The 17,015-nt window shown below is 61.8% G+C and carries 13 protein-coding genes and 3 pseudogenes; 4 read left to right on the top strand and 12 right to left on the bottom strand.

From position 1 onward, the window contains the following. Nucleotides 1–45 precede the first annotated feature (45 nt). Nucleotides 46–1,247: pseudogene (locus GGD53_RS13265) on the bottom strand (MFS transporter). A gap of 139 nt (nt 1,248–1,386) precedes the next feature. On the opposite strand from GGD53_RS13265, the gene GGD53_RS13260 reads away from it, so the two are divergent. From GGD53_RS13260 to GGD53_RS13250, 3 genes and pseudogenes are all read left to right on the top strand, one after another. Further along, the gene (locus GGD53_RS13260; protein WP_184456637.1) at nt 1,387–2,892 is read left to right on the top strand and encodes a winged helix-turn-helix domain-containing tetratricopeptide repeat protein; all 1,506 of its coding nucleotides are present in this window, start codon (nt 1,387–1,389) and stop codon (nt 2,890–2,892) included. Between the two features lie 227 nt (nt 2,893–3,119). Beyond that, nucleotides 3,120–3,526 (top strand): annotated as a pseudogene (locus GGD53_RS13255) (EF-hand domain-containing protein); the annotation flags it as partial. Between the two features lie 89 nt (nt 3,527–3,615). Further along, on the top strand, nt 3,616–3,978 hold the full coding sequence (locus tag GGD53_RS13250) for a hypothetical protein (RefSeq protein ID WP_184456635.1): 363 nt from the start codon (nt 3,616–3,618) through the stop codon (nt 3,976–3,978). A 34-nt stretch (nt 3,979–4,012) separates the two neighbouring features. Here GGD53_RS13250 and GGD53_RS13245 read toward each other — a convergent pair whose 3' ends face one another. The 8 genes and pseudogenes from GGD53_RS13245 to GGD53_RS13210 all read right to left on the bottom strand — a co-directional run bounded on the left by GGD53_RS13245 (nt 4,013) and on the right by GGD53_RS13210 (nt 9,512). Then, nucleotides 4,013–4,474 (bottom strand): DUF411 domain-containing protein, encoded by a 462-nt coding sequence (locus GGD53_RS13245; RefSeq protein WP_184456633.1) that lies wholly within the window; start codon nt 4,472–4,474, stop codon nt 4,013–4,015. Between the two features lie 57 nt (nt 4,475–4,531). Next, a complete protein-coding gene (locus GGD53_RS13240; protein WP_184456631.1) occupies nt 4,532–4,819 on the bottom strand; it encodes a copper-binding protein in 288 nt (95 codons plus the stop codon). A 24-nt stretch (nt 4,820–4,843) separates the two neighbouring features. After that, a complete protein-coding gene (locus GGD53_RS13235; protein ID WP_184456629.1) occupies nt 4,844–5,323 on the bottom strand; it encodes a cupredoxin domain-containing protein in 480 nt (159 codons plus the stop codon). Between the two features lie 32 nt (nt 5,324–5,355). Then, entirely contained in the window at nt 5,356–6,702 is a 1,347-nt protein-coding gene (locus GGD53_RS13230) for a multicopper oxidase family protein (protein WP_184456627.1), read from the bottom strand. A gap of 14 nt (nt 6,703–6,716) precedes the next feature. Beyond that, nucleotides 6,717–8,162: a TolC family protein gene (locus GGD53_RS13225; protein WP_210303200.1), complete on the bottom strand. Its 1,446-nt coding sequence runs from the start codon at nt 8,160–8,162 to the stop codon at nt 6,717–6,719. 17 nt (nt 8,163–8,179) lie between these two features. Continuing rightward, nucleotides 8,180–8,407 (bottom strand): hypothetical protein, encoded by a 228-nt coding sequence (locus GGD53_RS13220; protein WP_184456623.1) that lies wholly within the window; start codon nt 8,405–8,407, stop codon nt 8,180–8,182. 91 nt (nt 8,408–8,498) lie between these two features. After that, a complete protein-coding gene (locus GGD53_RS13215) occupies nt 8,499–8,894 on the bottom strand; it encodes a hypothetical protein (protein WP_246717767.1) in 396 nt (131 codons plus the stop codon). Between the two features lie 115 nt (nt 8,895–9,009). After that, a pseudogene (locus GGD53_RS13210) lies at nt 9,010–9,512 on the bottom strand (cytochrome b). 160 nt (nt 9,513–9,672) lie between these two features. Here GGD53_RS13210 and GGD53_RS13205 point away from each other — a divergent pair. Continuing rightward, nucleotides 9,673–10,227, top strand: coding sequence for a cytochrome c (locus GGD53_RS13205; RefSeq protein ID WP_184456619.1), 555 nt, complete (start codon nt 9,673–9,675; stop codon nt 10,225–10,227). Nucleotides 10,228–10,239: 12 nt separating this feature from the next. On the opposite strand, the gene GGD53_RS13200 is transcribed toward GGD53_RS13205, so the two are convergent. The 3 genes from GGD53_RS13200 to GGD53_RS13190 all read right to left on the bottom strand — a co-directional run bounded on the left by GGD53_RS13200 (nt 10,240) and on the right by GGD53_RS13190 (nt 16,611). Beyond that, complete coding sequence (locus tag GGD53_RS13200) at nt 10,240–10,920, bottom strand: peroxiredoxin-like family protein (protein WP_184456617.1); 681 nt, start codon at nt 10,918–10,920, stop codon at nt 10,240–10,242. A 67-nt stretch (nt 10,921–10,987) separates the two neighbouring features. Continuing rightward, nucleotides 10,988–14,233: an adenylate/guanylate cyclase domain-containing protein gene (locus GGD53_RS13195; RefSeq protein WP_184456962.1), complete on the bottom strand. Its 3,246-nt coding sequence runs from the start codon at nt 14,231–14,233 to the stop codon at nt 10,988–10,990. Between the two features lie 125 nt (nt 14,234–14,358). Then, entirely contained in the window at nt 14,359–16,611 is a 2,253-nt protein-coding gene (locus GGD53_RS13190; RefSeq protein WP_184456960.1) for a bifunctional diguanylate cyclase/phosphodiesterase, read from the bottom strand. Between the last annotated feature and the right edge of the window lie 404 nt (nt 16,612–17,015).

The following is a 17,015-nucleotide window of genomic DNA, read 5'->3' as shown; positions in this document are numbered from 1 at the left end:
GTTGCGGGGCGCTTTAAACGATTTCGATGACATTGATCTGACACTTCACTGCGGCGATCGGGGAGGGCGCCGGTCAAGGGCGACGCCGCGCCGTTTCTCTGTCCACAGAAGCACCGCCAGGAGGCCGCTGAGCAGACCGAGGGATAGTGGCAGGCCCTGATGCCTGATCAGCTGCATTGCCAATCCGGCCGCCGGCGAGCCTGCCATGCCGCCGATGCCCCACGCGAAGGCGAAGGCCGCATTGCCGACGATCAAGGTCTGGCCGTTGAAACGCTCGCCGAGCTGGATCAGCGACGTGGTGTAGAGCCCGAAGGAGACGCCGCCCCAGACAAAAACCAGCGGCCAGACGAGCCGGGTGTTGAAGATGAACGCCAGCAGCAGGCAGCCGGTGAGGCAAGCCAGCACACAGAACAACATGGTCCGCGTCGCGCCGAACCGTTCGGCCGCCCGCCCGAGCAGGATCTGCAGCACGGCGTTGCCGGCGACGAAACAAGTGATGAGCGAAGCGATGCGCCCCTCGGCGCTGCCGAGTACCGTTCCATAGACGGTGAACAGGGAAAGCAGGATCTGCTCGAAGGCGGCGGCGGTGAAAACCGCAAACAGCAGCAGCGGCGCCAGCCGGAAGAAGCCGCCGACCGACATTGCCTCGCCTTCAACAGGCATCTCAGGCAGGCGTGGGGCAACGGCCAGCACGATCAGGCCGCAGGCAACGAAGGCTGTGATGCCGATCATGAAGGGGGGCCAGCCTTCCGTGCCGGCGAGGCCAAGGGGTAGCGGGCCCACACCGAAACCAGCCGAAACGATCGATGAATAGAGGCCGAGGATTCGGCCGCGGCGCGGTGCCGGCGTGATCGTGACCAGCCAGGTTCGCTGATCACGTAGAGCGGGTTGGAAAAAAAGCCGAGCAGGAAACGCAGCGGCATCCAGGCCCAGACCTGCTGGGTCCAGGCAATCGCGACCAGGGTAAGGGCAGCCAGGATCGAACAGAGGATGGCCAGCCGCGCCCCGCCTACGCCTCGCGAAAGCGCCGGAATGAGGGGCGCCGATATGATGAAACCCAGTGGCGTCATCGCTGCCGAGAGGCCGATCAGGCCTGTTGTTGTTCCCTGTCGCTCCAGGATGAAACTCAGCAGCGGGTAGGTCAGTCCTTGCGCCACGTCAAACGCCGTCACCGTCGCGATAATGCCGGCCATCGCAGTCCATGGAATCCGATCCTCGCTCTGTGATGTCGTGCTTGCGGCGGTCATGCAGATCTCCTCCTCGGTCAATGGTGGGTCGAGCCCATGAGTTGAAAGAGGATGGAATTCTGCAGGATAGGGGGAGCGGCGTAATTAAGCCTCGCCAAAATGCTCTCAAAAACTTCCAAACGGACTATAGATCCGCTTTATGCAGGGATCGCGCTTTGCCTTTGGTCCGTTCGTGCTTGATCCGGATGCGGGAACGCTGCTTCGGAACGATGATCCCGTTGCCATCAGCCACCGCGGGCTGAAGCTGCTTGCGGCGCTCGTCGGGCGAACGGGAGAAATCCTTGCGAAGACCGATCTGATGGACGCGGCCTGGCAAGGCATGGCGGTCGAGGAAGGCAACCTCACCGTCCAGATCGCGCAGCTGCGCAAGCTGCTCGGCCCGTCCGCCGGCGGCGGTGAATGGATTGCAACGGTTCCACGCGCCGGCTACCGCTTCACGGGAGCCGTGCATCGGCTGAGCGGCATGCGGCGAAAAACCTTGCCGCTGCCTGACAAGCCGACGATCGCTGTGCTGCCCTTCCTGAATATCGGCAACGATCCCGACCAGGAATCCTTCGCGGACGGGCTGACGGAAGACCTTATTACCGACCTCTCCAGGATGCCTGGGCTGTTCGTCATCGCCCGCAACTCGGTCTTCGCCTATAAGGGCAAGGGGATCGACGTGCGAGAAATCGCCGAGGAGCTCGGTGTGCGCTACCTGCTCGAGGGCAGCGCTAGGCGTGCCGCTGGGCGCGTGCGCATCAATGCCAAGCTGATCGATGCGGTCAGCGGCGATCATCTCTGGGCGGATCGCTTCGATCGCAGTCTGGGCGATATTTTCGCCGTTCAGGACGAGGTGACGGCTAGGATCGTCGAAGCGCTGCTCGGCCGGCTGCGCGCGCCGCCGCCGCGCAATCGGCCGAAGAACCTCGAGGCTTACGATCTTTGCGTGCGGGCGCGCAAGCTGATGGACGATTCCCCGCAGGCGGCTCAGGAAGCGCATTTGATGCTGACACGCGCTGTCAGCCTCGACCCGGACTATGCCGAGGCCTATCGCTGGCTTGCCATGAACCACTGGATGGGATGGGTCCATAGCGGCGGGCCGACGGAATCGAACCGCGACGCTGCTCTGGAACTGGCGCAAAAGGCTGTTGCGATCGATCCGAACGATGTCGGCTGCCGTTGGGTCCTGGCTTATCTGCTTGCTTATGCGCGCGATTTCGCGGAGGCGGATGCGCAATTCGCCAAGGCAATCGAACTCGACCCGAATGAGGCGGACACTTTTGCCGCATTATCCGACATCTCGGTCCTCGCAGGGCGGATCGACGAGGGGCTAGACTATATCGGCAAGGCATTCCGGCTGAACCCGTTTCCGGCAAGTTGGTATTATCTGGCGCTCGGTCAGGCGCAGTATGCGGCGGGGAAAAACGAGGCCGCTATCGAGACGCTGCGGCGGGAGGAGACCTATCGCACAAGCTCACGCCGGTTCCTGGCGGCCAGCCTGGCCCAGCTCGGCCGGCTCGAGGAGGCGCGTGCCGAAGCCGAACTGTTCCTCGTCGCCAACCCACATTTTTCATCCGGTCACTGGGCGACGACGGAGCCTTTTCGCGATGCGGCAACGCTTCAGCATTTCGTCGATGGCTACCGCAAGGCCGGTCTCCCTTAACCCATGTCGCTTGGTCGAGGGCTTTGAAAGTTAGGCAAGCCTTCAGCGTCGGGGCAGCTCTATTGATTTGAATCAAAGAGGTTACGACGATCGGGCAGATAATGGCGCTATCGCATCTGGCGTGCCCATTGTGCAGGCGCAACGCTTGATGCCGGCTTCGGATGGCCGCCGCCGCGGCGGCGCTCTCTTCAGTCGGTGGTACAGGCCGAGCGAAAGGAGAAACAACGGTGAGAACGACAAAAATTACAGCCGCGGTGCTGCTGTCTGTGGCCATTGCCGCCGGCGGTCCGGGACTTGCCATGGCACAGGCGAGCGGAGCGGATCCGCATCATCCTGCAAATGGATCTGGGGGCGCTTCGCCCGCGGGAACTGAGGTGACGACCGGACACGGCCAGGAAGTTATGCCCGGATCCGACATGATGCCCGGTGGAATGATGGGGCGGGGCATGATGGAAGGCATGCCGCCGATGGGCACGCGCGGACAGATGATGAAGACATGGTCGCAATTGCCGACGCGGATGGGGATGGGGCGCTGTCCTTCGAGGAAGTGACGGTCATCCACAAGCGCATATTCGACAGCGTCGACGCCAACAGGGATGGCAAAGTCACACGCGAGGAGATGCAAGCGTTCTGGCCGGCCGTAGGGGGCGGAGGTCGCCACCAACAGTCGCGAAGCGTCCTGGAATATGATAGGTTGAAAGGGCATTGACCACGGGAGGGGAGATGCGCCGGATCCTTCTGTCTCTGATACTTTGCCTTCAGTCCGCATCGATGTTGGCTGCATCGGGCGCCTTCCACACGACTGCGTTCGACGACAGCCGATTGGTGAGCCTCAGTTTGACGGAGGGCGGACCGGCACACGATCGCGCCTTCGATTTCGATGTCGTCATTACGCTATCAGAAATCGACCGCGACGGGGCCGTGCTCTATCAGGATGGGGGAAGGCACGAGGCGAGTGTGCGATGCGTTTCACCTGCCATGGTGCGCGTGAATTCCGCCGAATATGTAGTCGACGTTTCCGCCCGGCCGGGGACCGACTGGAAGCACGATCTCTGGGCGACGCTCTGCACCGCTCCTGCTTCCTGAACGTTAGCACGGCGTGGCCGGATCAGTCGCGGCGTCAACCCTTCCGCGGACGGACCTCCATGAACAGATAGGGTGGGCCGGCTCCCCAGGGAATGGCATAGACGTCATAGGACGCCTGCGGGTCGTCACCCATCCCGAGCGAGCCCGGCGGCATGCCCGGCACGGCGAGGCCGCGGAGCGGCGGTCGCTCCCGCAGCAGGCGCCGGATGACCTCGAGTGGCACGTGTCCTTCCAGGTAATATTCCTCGATCACGGCCGTGTGACATCCTTCGAGCTCGCCAGGCACGCCCAGCCGCGCCTTGACCGCGGCAAGGTCGTCGGTATCGCGGGTCTCGACAGAAAATCCTGCCGCCGCCATCGCCTTCGACCATTCATGGCAGCAACCGCAGTTCGGGTCCTTATAGACTGTCATCCTTACCGGCGCGGCGGCGAAGGTCCAGCTGCCGGGGAATGCCAGCGCGGAAGTCGCAAGTGCAATCAAGCTTCTCCTATGCATCGTCTCCACTCCTCGTCCGCTGCCGCCCGGACGCGCATCCGGGCGGCAGGAGTTCAGCTACTTGACTTCGGTGACCGTCAGCTTGCCGTTGACGCGTTCGGCGACGAACTCGACGCTCGAACCTTCCTTCAGCTTGTCGATCAGAGCCGCATCTTCGACCCGGAAGACCATCGTCATCGCAGGCATGTCGAGGTTCTTCAGGTCTTCATGCTTGATGGTGACCTTCTTCGCCTTCGCGTCGACCTTGTTGACGACGCCCTTGGTGAATTCCTCGGCGAACGCACCGAAGGCCGCGCTGGCTGAAAACAGGGCGGCAACGCCGATTTTGATCATTGCGGATTTCATCTTCGTGACTCCTTTTACTGAGGGTTACTTGCCAGAGACGGTAACGTCGCCGTGCATGCCGGCTTCGTAGTGGCCGGGAATCAGGCAAGCGAATTTGAACTCGCCATCGGTGGTGAACTTCCAGACGACCTCGCCGGATTGACCGGCCGGAAGGCGGATGGAGTTGGCGTCGGCATGTTCCATTTCCGGGAACTTCTCCATCACCTTCTTGTGTTCCAGGATCTTGTCCTCCTGGTCGAGCACGAATTCGTGGTCGACGGTGCCGGCATTCTTGATCTCGATCTTGACCGTCTGTCCCTTGCGGACGTTGAAGACCGCGGGCGTGAACAACATCTGCCCATCGTCGGTTTCCTTCATCGTGACGCGGATCGTCTGCGTCGCTTTGGCCTTTTCGCCAGGCTCGCCGACCGCCATTTTCTCACCGTGACCACCGGCATGGTTGCCCGAGGCGACGGCGGGAGTTGCCAGCGCCGCGAGTGCCAGCGCCAATACATAATTCTTCATGCGTAGATCCTTTTTGATGTGGATATTGAGCCTCAGCCATTCGTCGGCTTTGGCGTGATTTGTGTTTTTGCGTCTTTGGCCTTGGTCGCGTCCGGTAGCTCGCCCGTCCACTCCCAGGCCTGCGTCCCGGGCGGGTTTTCGTACCAGCCCGGATCGGAGTAATCGTCAGCCGAGATGCCCTCGCGGACCTTCACGACCGAAAACATGCCGCCCATCTCGATCGGGCCATGCGGTCCCCAGCCAGTCATCATGGGAATGGTGTTCTCGGGAATGGGCATTTCCATTTCGCCCATGTCGGCCATGCCCTTGGTGCCCATGGGCATGTAATCCGGTTGAAGTTTGCGGATCTTCTCGGCGAGCTTCGACTTATCCGCGCCGATGAAGGTCGGGATGTCGTGGCCCATGGCGTTCATCGTGTGATGCGACTTGTGGCAGTGGATCGCCCAGTCGCCGAGGTGTTTGGCGTCGAACTCATAGGCGCGCATAGCGCCGACGGGGATGTCGATGCTCACCTCCGGCCATCGAGCCTCGGGCCGCACCCAGCCACCATCCGTGCATGTCACCTCGAAGTCATAACCATGCATGTGAACCGGGTGGTTGGTCATGGTCAGGTTGCCGACCCGCACCCGCACGCGGTCGTTCACGGAAACGACCAGCGGGCTGATGTCCGGAAACACGCGGCTGTTCCAGCACCACATGTTGAAGTCGGTCATTTCCATGACACGCGGCACATAGGAGCCGGGATCGATGTCGTAGGCGTTGAGCAGGAAGACGAAGTCGCGGTCGACGCGCATGAACGCGGGGTCTTTGGGATGGACGACGAAGAAACCCATCATGCCCATCGCCATCTGCACCATCTCGTCGGAATGCGGGTGGTACATGAAGGTGCCAGACTTCACGAGATCGAACTCGTAGACATAGGTCTTGCCGACAGGAATATGCGGCTGCGTCAGCCCGCCGACGCCGTCCATGCCCGACGGCAGTATCATTCCATGCCAGTGGATCGTCGTGTGTTCCGGCAGCTTGTTGGTGACGAAGATACGCACCCGGTCGCCTTCGACCGCCTCGAGCGTCGGACCCGGAGACTGGCCGTTATAGCCCCAGAGATAAGCGGTCATGCCGTCCGCCATCTCGCGTTCGACCGGCTCTGCGACGAGGTGGAACTCCTTGACGCCGTTGTTCATCCGGTGGGGCAGGGTCCAGCCGTTGAGGGTGACGACCGGCTGATAATCCGGGCCGGAAGTCGGGTGGAGCGGCGGCTGCATGTCCGCCGATTCCATCGTCGGGGCGTCGGGCAGACCCATCGCCGAGGTTTTCGTCCAGGCGCCGGCCGCCAGCAGGGCTGCGCTCGCACCGAACAGTTGTCGTCTGTTGAACATGGTGGGTTCCTTTCTCAATGGCCGCTGCCGCCGCTGCTGCCCGGGGCAGCGGCGACTTCGGTCTCTGCCGACGCGTTGGTCGCGCCGCCGCCGTAGATCGCGGGCGCGAGATTGGCTTCGGCGAGCCAGAAATCGCGCTTGGCGTTGACGGAGAGCAGGATGGAATTGATCTTGTCGCGGGTATCGGTGAGCAGCTCGAAGGTGTTCGAGATCATGCCGTTATAGGTCAGCAGGGATTCCTCCTCGACCTTGGTGCGCAGCGGCACGACATTGTTGCGGTAGTGCCGCGCGATGGCGTAGTTCGAGCGGTATGCCTCGTATGCCGAGCGTGCTTCCGAGCGGACGTTGACGGCCTCCTCCGCGAGCTGGTTTGCCGCCCGCATATAGGCCAGCTCGACCTTGCGCATTCGCGCCTTGCCGGTGTCGAAGATCGGGATCGCGAATTCCAGTTCGACCTGGCCGGTTGTTCTGGTCTTCTTCTCGTCGTCCTCGATTTCGCGTTCCGTCTCGAAGCCCGTCAGGATTTGGAGATCCGTGACATAGCGCGTCGCTTCGGTTAGCCCGTAGGATTTGGCTGTCGCCTCCAGTTCCAGCTTCGCCACCTGAAGGTCGATGCGGTTCTTCATGGCCTCGGCCTCGATGGTGTCGCGTCTGACGACAGACTTGGGCAATGGCGGCAGGCTGTTCGGGACCTGGTAGCCCAGGTCGGATCCCCAGAGACCCAACAGCCGTGTCAGCTCCTCCTTGGCGAGACGAGCGGCCAGGCGGGCCTTCGCGGTCTCGCCGGCGAGTTCGGCGACGAACACATGTTCGCGTGCCTGGGCGCCTTTGGTCATCGCACCGGTCTCGCCAAGCTTTTCCGCAAGGTCGGAAGCGGCGTCCGCCGTTGCCTGGGCGCGCTGCAACTGCCCGACGTTCTCCCAGGCGGCCACCGCCCCAATCCAGGCGCGCCGCGTATCGGCGGCGACCTCAAGCGTTTTCACCGCGGCGGTCAGCTGCGCCTGCCGGAAACGGGTGTCGGCGATCGCCATGTCCCGGTTCTTCGTTACGAGCGCCAGGATGTTCGTGGTGATCATCCCTTCGATCGTCTTGAACGCCTCCAGTTCCGGCGTTCCCAGGCCCGTTGTGCCGATGGAGACGGTCGGATTGGTGAACATGGTCGACTGCCAGGCGTCGGCCGCGCTATCGCCGAGATCGGCGTAGGCGGCCTGGAGGCCCCTGTTGTTGAGGAGCGCGATCTGGACGGCGGTCTCGACATCGAGGGCCTTCTTTTGCGCGAGCAGGCTTCTGACCTGCGCGGCGGCGGACCGTGCTTGGTTCTGGTTCTGGATCCAGACGGTCTCTTTGGCCGTTACGGTGGCGGTCTTGTTTGCGACGGAGGTGAAGCCCGCCTCCTTGCTGGAATATTCGGCGCCTGTGACGCAGCCGCTCAGCGCCAGCGGAAATACCAGCACGGCCATCAGTTTTTTAGGAGCGATCACGAGTCATCTCCATTTGCTGGAGCCTGCAGATCGTTCTGTCTGCGCCATGGCTTTGGATCGACGGGCAGCCTGGAGACGTAGCCCGAGATCGGCGACCTGTAGGCGACCGGCCGCGGCGACGGCTGTTCGGCCGCGGCGGAAGACGCCACCACGTCGGGAGGAAGCGTGGATGCGCAGCCGCCGATGACAAGCGGCAGCCCCACCACGAAAAGCGAGGATTTCATTATGAAATTTCCGAATAAGAGATAACCTACGGGCGCTCGCCCGGAATCAGGCGGCGACCGAATGGACCCGATCGAGCGGGCGCGTCTCTGTTCAGATATTCGGAGGGCGGTGGAGCGGCGGCTGTTCGCCGAAGGTCGTGCGGTCGTCCACGAACTGCCGGATCGAGGCTACGACTGGCCCACCGACGTCGGGGCTTTCACAAATGATGCCGAGCCCGCCGCAGAAATCCTTGCAGCATTCCTGCTTGACGAGCTTCGCACCTCCGTCGTCATCGGGCATGTCGATGCGCGCATGGTCGTGATGGCCCGCCTCCGCCACTTCGTGGCCTTCATGGGACGGCATCGTCTCTGCGGCGGCGGCTTGCAGCTCGGGGAACGGTGAGCCATGCATCGCCGCGCTGGCGTTCGCCAACGAGTACCCCGCCAGTGATACGACGATCACCAGCCGCATCATCACGAGCAACGTGCTCACTGTGATTCGGTACATCTTGCCCATTCCCAACGAGCTACATGCAAAGCAGCTCGATTTCAATCGCGGACCTAGCTATCGCCAACATTCGAGTCCTTTATATGACGCACCCCGCCGGGTTGAGGCTGGCCACTTAGACATTTTTTGCCGACCGCTTCCGGTGCGGCAGCAGCATCCGGTCGACCGTCTCGTCACGGGCGACCAGCGTGTGCCAGGCCGCTGCGGCAAGATGCAACGCCACCATCGCCAGAATTATTTTCGACCCGATGACATGGTACGGCGCAATCCCAAACCAGAAGTAACTGGCGACGACCCCCATGCAGGCCTGTCCGATGATTGCGGCGTAGAAGGCGTGATGAAGCGCCGTCGCGATCCGTCCGGTCCATGTGCCGGGCGCGGCAGGCTCGGGCGGCTGAAAGATCCGAAGAACGAGCCGCACGCCCATCAGCAGGCCAATGCCAATCCCCGCGTAGTTATGGAGCTGATGCTGGACGACGTCCCACGAGGATGGCGTCATCCCATGTGGACTGCATGATGAATTCTCTCGATGCTGCCGCCAGTCAAATACTGCACCGGCACCATGAAGGCGACCAGCCAGTGAAGCCCTATCTGAGCGAGCGAATAGCCACTTTTCATTGATCCACTCCAAGCGAGAGCCGCAGATTATTCGGCAGCGGTTAACGCTTCCGCATCGGCCCATTGCCGAGAACCTCGGGGAGGGTGTCCGCCCTGTTGTTGCCCAGATGAGAAGGGATATGCGTAGAGGCGGAATCACGTCGGTTTGGGAAGCAGCTCTATGAGACGGACCTTATTCGTGGCGACTTTTGGACTGCTCCCTGCCGTGGGAGCCGCTCTCTTGACGACCGTCCCGTCGCCGGCCGCCGATGATGTCGTGGCGCTTCGACAGGCCGACATGAAGGCCATGGCCGCGGCGGCAAAGACAATTTCCGGCATGTTCAAGGATCCGGCGAGCTATAAGGCAGCCGAATTCCGATGGGCAGCAGACACCATCCGCGACAGATCCGGCGTCGTTCTTTCCGAACACTTCGCATCCGAGGCGGCCAGCCCACAATCAAAGGCCATGCCGAACATTCTCGAGGAGCGCGAGCGGTTCGACCGCATCGCAAACGACCTGCGCGACTATGCCGTCGCTCTGGACGCCGCTGCGCAGAATAATCCGGGACCAATGCCTGCCAGCATGCGCATGAAGCCTGGGGAGGCCATGGGCGGCGGCCCGCTCGGCACTCACGTCCGAGGCGAGCAGGAGCTGTCGGCAATGGCGGCGGAGCACGCTTTTCACCTCATGCTGCAGACCTGCACGACCTGCCACGCCCGGTTCAGGGCGCAATAAGCACAACAGGTGTCAAACAGCCATATTCGAAGCCGCCGACATTACATCGCGAGGGGCGGGACCGCCGAACAAGTTGCGGCCACCTTCCTCGACTTCCGTGAAACACCAGCGCACGACGCCATCGCGGTCGAGCAGGAATTCGCCGACAAGCTGGCCATGGCCGGTGGCGATCATCCGCGTGTCGTCCTCGGTGAATTCATAACCGTCGGCCTTGTCGAGATATTCCATTGCCGCCATCACACCCATGGGCTCCGGCAGCTCGCCCGGCATGTCGACCTGCATTGACGACATTGTGCTCATGCTGACCTTGTGCGGCCATTCGTTCTCGGATTCGGTGAACTCGATATTCGGCAGCCCGAACGCCCTGTGCGATACTCGGTCGGGGTCCGAGGCCGCAAGCAAATTGGGAAGCGGGTGGTAGCGGAAATAGAGGCGCGCTCGCTCGATCGGCGTATTGACGACCGTCAGGCTGTCGATGCCTTTCTCCTGCAATGCATCGGTGAGTTCGGCCATGGCGGCGATCTGCCGGCGGCAGAAGGGGCAGTGCAAGCCGCGAAACAAGCCGACGAGCACCGGCTTCTGACCGCGAAAATCATCGATGGCGATCTTGCCATGGCGGGTGATTGCATCCAGCACGACGTTGGGCGCGCGATCTCCAGGCTGTAAGGGTTTATCGGCGTGGTTCTCCTGCATTGTTAGTTCCTCCCTTTATGTTTTTGAATCGTTTGGTCTAATTGATGCAGAGCGAAATGCGAGGCCTTCAGTCGAGAAACGGCAAGACGACGAACGTGCCGGGGTCGAGCTTGTGGCGGATGCACACATCCTGCGCCAGCGCGAAATACCGTTCCGCTTCATCCATGTCGTCGTGTTCAAGGCTCAGTGTCGCCAAGCCATCATAGCACGGAAAGAGCAGCTGCGGCTCGTCAATTTCCTTCGCAACCTCAAGAGCTTCCTCGTAATACTTACGAGCTAGCTTCGGCTGCCCGTGGCATTGATGTATCTGCCCGAGCACGATCAGCGGTACGGAGAGATGGTCGCGCTGATCAAGCGCCCGGTCGATTTCCACCGCCTTTTCCGCCGCCGGCACGCCCTCGGCTCCGCAGCGATCGGTGAAGGTGCAGCAGGAGACCGCGAGATTGGCGAGAAGACGCGCCTGGAAGCCGAGATCGCCGATACGAGTGGCGACCTCCAACCCGCGCCGGCAGATCTTGATGGCGTTGGCAGGATCGACGATCGTGTAGAGAACGCCGAGATTGGAATAGGCGCGGCAGGCGGCGCTTTGCAGATCGGCCTGTTCGGCGACCGAGAGGCTGCGCTCCACTTCCTGCACGGCATCACGGCGGCGTCCGAGCCGCGCCAGCGCTGCACCCTTGGTGTTCAGCGCCTCTGCCATCGCCCGCGCTGCCTCCCGTCCGGCCTCCGTCGTTCCATCGATCGGCAGCGTTTGCAGGCATTGCAGTGCCTGTGTCGCCCATTCGGCGGCAGCAGCCTGGTCGCCGGTGCGGAAGGCGAGGTGGCCGCGTTCCTGCAGGAGATGGGCATGTTCGACCGGCGCATCGATCGGCGCGATCATCGCTTCGGCTTCGGCGCAATTGGCCTCCGCCTGATCGCGGCGTCCCGCATCGAGATGCAGACGGCTGATCTTGCGCAAGATCCTCGCCACGGCGATCCGATCATCTTTCACGCGGTGGGTCGCAAGTGCTCGCTGATAATGGTTCAGGGCAGCCTCACGGCGGCCGGCAGGACCGCAGAGATCGCCAAGGCGCTCCAGCAGTGCCGATTGCTCCGGCGTCACCTCCGGTTCGTCGGCAAAGGCGGCAAGAGCCTGGCGGTAGAGACGCATGGCATCGTCATTGGCGTAAATCTTGCGCGCTATATCGCCCGCCGCCATGAGATAGCTGGCGCCCTTGGCCTTTTCGGTGGTCAGGCTGAAATGATGGCCGAGCTGCGCCAGATGCTCCGCCCGATCCGGCGCCACGCCATATTGGCGTTCCAGCGCCCGGCCGATCCGTCGGTGAAGCTCCATGCGCCGTTGCAGCAGCAGATTGTGGTAGATGACATCGTGCATCAGCGTCTGGCTGAAGCGATAGCCTGGCGCTATCTCGGCGTCCGGCCCGCGCAATTCCTCGATGATATTGGCATCGCAGAGATAATCCAGCGCCGCATCGATGCCGGCCGGGTCGGTCGCGACGGTGCGGAGCAGGGCGGTATCGAACTTCGGGCCGACGACCGCCGCCTCCTGCGCCAGACGCCTGATCTCCTGGGGCAGCCGGTCGACACGGGCAAGCAACAGGGCCTGCAGATTGACGGGTATATCGACATCCGCATCTTCGGCCGCGACATGCCAGCGCTGGCCGTCATTGTGCAGCGTGCCCATGTCGATCAGCCCGCGCAGGATTTCTTCGATGAACAGCGGATTGCCGCCGGCGCGATCGAGGATGCGCTTGCGCATCGGCGCCGGCAACTTGCCGTGACCCTCGCCAAAAAAGGCGGCAAGCAGCTTCTGCCCATCGGCAGCGAGGAGGGGGCCGAGACGCTGGACGGTGACGCTGACGCGATTGGAGTCCAGCGGGTCCGTCTGCGACGTCGGCCGATAGATCGCAAGCAGCATCAGCCGGCTGCGCTCCAGCCGGTCCATCATGAAGCGCAGCACCTCCAGTGAGGCCGCGTCCGCCCAGTGGAGATCCTCGATGACAAGAAGGAGAGGGCCTTGCGCCAGCCGCCGCTCGAAAACGGTGCGGACCGCATAGAAGATCTGCCGCCGCAATTGTTCCGGCTCGATGTGCCGGAGCGCGCCATCCGGATCGCCGAAGCCGAGAACATGCAGAAAGAGCGGCAAAAGCGCCTCGATGTCGTCGGGCTTGAGATCGAGGGCACGGAACCCTGTTGTCAGCAGTTGCCGTGTCTTGTCGGGATCGTCGCGCTCGCCGATTCCGTAGGCGCTCCGCACGACCGCGGCGAGCGTGCCGTAGGATTGTTCGCCGAGGGGAGAGCAGCTGGCTTTGCGGATGGCAAGGCCGGGGAAACGGTCCGCATCGGCGGCGACCCCGACGAATTCGCTGGCCAGACGCGATTTGCCGATGCCCGCTTCGCCGATCAGGCGGACAAGCTGCGCGGCGCCACCACAGGCAAGATCGAGGCAGGTCAGCAGGCGCGACAGGTCGGCGTCCCGTCCGACCATCGGCGCCTGAAGGCCGAAACTTTCGAGCCCGCGTGCCGTATGCGGCGCTTCCAGCAGCCCGCTCAGCCGATGCACGAGCACGTTTCCACTCTTGCCGCGCAAGGACTGCGCGCCGAGGCTGTCGAAGGCAAAGGCGTGGCGGGTGAGGCGATAGGTCAGCGGACCGACGAGAATATCGTTTTCGCCAGCCATGGATTGCAGCCGTTGCGCAGTGTTTACCGTGTCGCCGGTCACGGAATAGGATTTCGCACCGGCGGCGCCGAAGCCGCCGGTGACGACCGGGCCGCTGTTGATGCCGATATGCAGACGCAGCGGCACGCCGGCGCGCGATTGCCAGCGTGTGCCGACCGCAGCGGCCCGGTCGATCATATCAACTGCGGCGCCAAGCGCCCGCACCGGATCGTCCTCATGGGCGACAGGCGCACCGAACAGCGCAAGAAGCGCATCGCCGACAAATTTATCGACGAAGCCGCCATAGGCTTCCACCGCCCGGGTCATCTCTTCGAACAATTCGTTCTGCAGCGCCCGCATGACTTCAGGGTCGATCTGCTCGCTCAGCGACGTGAACCCGCAGAGATCGGCAAAGAGCACCGTCACCGGCCGCCGGTCGGCGTCGCCATCGGATTCAGCCGGCACCGTCTCGATGGCCGGTTTCGCGGCGGGCTGGGCCTTCCCTGAGATCGATGCGCCGCATCTTGGGCAGAAGGCAAAATCAGGCTGACATGGATAGCCGCAGGCCGCGCAGGAGAGGGGTTGCCTTGCGCCGCATCGCGGACAGAAAGCAAAACCGCTCTGAATATCGAAACCGCAGCCGGCGCATTCCATCGCAGGCATCTCACGAAAACCCGATGTGCAACGGCGATGTCAGCCGCTGCCGGTGGGATTCTCAATGGGGATAGAATGAACCTGCCGACGAAGACCCGCAAGTACAAACAGCCGGCGGCCCAACCTTATCGGCCTGCCGCTCTTTTATCCTTCCTGCTGCAAAGTTCGATCAGCTGCTCTGAGGTCATTGGCCGTGCCAGAGCATAACCTTGCAGCAAATGGCAGCCGAGATCCTTCAGGATCTTCGCGTGCTCCATTGTCTCCACGCCTTCGGCAACGATGTCGATGTTCTGTGACCGCCCGATTTCGATAATCGAGGAGACCAGACGGCGTTGAGACGGAGAGTCGATGATCGGCTTGATAATCTCTCGATCGATCTTGAGCCTTCGGGGCTCAAATCGAAGCAAGCTGACGATACTGGCATGTTCCGTGCCGAAATCATCAATTTCGATTTCTATGCCGAGCGCCTTGATTGCTGGAATCACCTCATTGAGAGCAGGCTGAAGCTCGTCGAAGGAGATTGTTTCAAGCAGCTCGAAACACAGGCGACCTCTCGCTGTGGGAAGCGCTGAAAGCTCGGCAAGCAGATTTGCCTGCGCCAGTCGGCGCGCGGAGATATTGACCGATACCCGTGGGATCTGCAGTCCCAAGCTATCCCATCTCGTCAGTTCGAAGAGCGCCTTTTGCAGGATCAGTCTATCCATGTCGCCGCTGCGCCCGAGCCTTTCCGCAGCATCAAGAAACTCGGCCGGACCGAGCAGACCTCTTCGCGGATGATCCCAGCGGGCGAGCGCTTCGACACCTGCGATCGCCAATGTATTTGCGTCGAACTGCGGCTGGAAGAACGCAACGAGCTCATCGCGTTCGAGCGCTTGGTTGAATTCATCCGCCAGTTCTTTGGAATGAATTGCGGCGCTGCGAAGCTCTTCGGTGAAAATGGCCGCGCGACCGCGACCCGCCTTCTTCGCCTCGTAGAGAGCCAGATCGGCATTCAGAAGCAACTGACCAAGGTCCCGCCGAGAAGGGTCAGTCTCCCAGGCGACGCCGACACTTGCTCCGACCACATGTGCTGCTCCATCGATAAAGATGTTACGCTGAAGCGCGTCGACAATCTGCTTGGCCAATTCGGTTGCTTTAGGCTCCGGATTGGCGCTCCAGCTGGCGAAAATGAACTCGTCTCCACCGATGCGAGCCGCGACGTCGTTCAGGCCGGCCAAATCGGCGAGTCGCAAAGCCGTGGTCTGCAGGACAATGTCACCGCCGGCATGGCCTTTCGTGTCGTTGATCTCTTTAAACCGGTCAAGGTCGATATGAATGAGGATCAGGCAATCTTCCGGAGCGGGCCGCGGCGGCTGCGAGATCATCTGGTCGACGAATCGTCGATTGGGAAGTCCCGTCAGTGCGTCATGCAGTGACAGATATTCCAGGCGCTGTCGCGCGCGAACAAGCTTCTTCTTGTGCAGGCGAAGTTTTTCAATGGTTCTTTGGCGCGATCTAGTCAGAAAGCCGATCCAGACGATGGGGGCCACGACACAGAAAGCCAATAAGCTAGCATAGAACTCGAAGGCGCCGATCCCGTTATTTCTACCCCATCCATGCTTCGGACGCGCGGCGAGGGTCCAACGGCCGTAGGTCATATCCACATTTGCGACCACCGGTTTCCTTTGAAAGGTCTCCAGGCTGCCGAGAAAAACCTGTTTGGGCGATTCCGGCTCCGGTACGGTGCTGATGGCAATCTCAAGATCCGTCGAACGAAGGCCGCTATCTCCGTAAAGCCTTGGAATATCAATGATTCCGGAAAGCAGGCCCCAAAAGATCTCGCTATTTCCGTCGGTGATATAGACAGGGTACCTGACCACGAACGCCATTCCGCCTTGGACAAGCTCCACCGGGCCAGTCAAGACGATATTGTGGGTGTTGCGCGCCAGCATCGCGGCAGCCCGTTGCTTCTCATTCTTCCGGTAGTCGAGGCCGATGGCTCTTTCATTTCCTTTTTCCGGATAGACCCAGCTGACGACCATGTCCGGCGCCGCGGCGAAGCTTCGCAATTGTGAATCAGGCTGCAGGATCCGTGCTGCAAGTTTGGAAAATCCATTCTGACCCATTGCGGGATCGACGGAGATACCCGCCGCAAGCCCTTGCAACAGTTTCACATTGCTATTCAGGTTCGTCTGCAGCCGAGATGATATCGTGGCAAGCTCGCCGGCAACGACCGAGCGTTCGTCGGCAAGAGAGCGCTCCAGCCGCCAGTTCGTTGCCACCCAGACGACGATGACTGCAATAATGGCCGCAAATAACGCGGGCGCGAAGGCGCTTACATGGCCGGTTAGGCAGGCCGCGCGGCTGCGCGCTATCTCTGGGTCTTTTCGAAACTTCATCAGCTCGCCGGTGTGGTGGTCAGAGCGCATCCTTGCACAGTTTCTTTAAGGCAACGCTAAACCGACCACTCCGGTTCGAATGTCGTCAGTCCGGCATGCGCGGATGTCTAGATTTTTTTGCAGGGCCGGGGACACACCGCGCGGCGCAATCAGTCCCATCCGCAAACTCCCAAACGCCGTTCAAACGCGGGGAGAGTGACATTCCAACTTTGCAGAAACAGGACACTTTAACTTTGCGGCTACAAACAATGTCAAAGCTGATTAGGAATGCGACTCTGCCAACCGATTAGAAATGCGACGCTGGCACTGACGCTCAGCCCCCGATCCGACCGGCTGAGCCGGGTTGCAAGGGAGGAGCGGGGGCGGGTGAGACGCACCCCTTCGGCTTTAGCTTTGAGACTATG

This window comes from Rhizobium aethiopicum, assembly GCF_014197535.1.
GTDB lineage: Bacteria > Pseudomonadota > Alphaproteobacteria > Rhizobiales > Rhizobiaceae > Rhizobium > Rhizobium aethiopicum_A.
This window is presented reverse-complemented; position numbering and strand designations above follow the sequence as displayed.

Coding starts and splice junctions, on each gene's coding strand:
- GGD53_RS13260 (WP_184456637.1), top strand. CDS start 1,387: ATGCAGGGATCGCGCTTTGCCTTTGGTCCGTTCGTGCTTGATCCGGAT.
- GGD53_RS13250 (WP_184456635.1), top strand. CDS start 3,616: ATGCGCCGGATCCTTCTGTCTCTGATACTTTGCCTTCAGTCCGCATCG.
- GGD53_RS13245 (WP_184456633.1), bottom strand. CDS start 4,474: ATGCATAGGAGAAGCTTGATTGCACTTGCGACTTCCGCGCTGGCATTC.
- GGD53_RS13240 (WP_184456631.1), bottom strand. CDS start 4,819: ATGAAATCCGCAATGATCAAAATCGGCGTTGCCGCCCTGTTTTCAGCC.
- GGD53_RS13235 (WP_184456629.1), bottom strand. CDS start 5,323: ATGAAGAATTATGTATTGGCGCTGGCACTCGCGGCGCTGGCAACTCCC.
- GGD53_RS13230 (WP_184456627.1), bottom strand. CDS start 6,702: ATGTTCAACAGACGACAACTGTTCGGTGCGAGCGCAGCCCTGCTGGCG.
- GGD53_RS13225 (WP_210303200.1), bottom strand. CDS start 8,162: ATGGCCGTGCTGGTATTTCCGCTGGCGCTGAGCGGCTGCGTCACAGGC.
- GGD53_RS13220 (WP_184456623.1), bottom strand. CDS start 8,407: ATGAAATCCTCGCTTTTCGTGGTGGGGCTGCCGCTTGTCATCGGCGGC.
- GGD53_RS13215 (WP_246717767.1), bottom strand. CDS start 8,894: ATGTACCGAATCACAGTGAGCACGTTGCTCGTGATGATGCGGCTGGTG.
- GGD53_RS13205 (WP_184456619.1), top strand. CDS start 9,673: ATGAGACGGACCTTATTCGTGGCGACTTTTGGACTGCTCCCTGCCGTG.
- GGD53_RS13200 (WP_184456617.1), bottom strand. CDS start 10,920: ATGCAGGAGAACCACGCCGATAAACCCTTACAGCCTGGAGATCGCGCG.
- GGD53_RS13195 (WP_184456962.1), bottom strand. CDS start 14,233: ATGGAATGCGCCGGCTGCGGTTTCGATATTCAGAGCGGTTTTGCTTTC.
- GGD53_RS13190 (WP_184456960.1), bottom strand. CDS start 16,611: ATGAAGTTTCGAAAAGACCCAGAGATAGCGCGCAGCCGCGCGGCCTGC.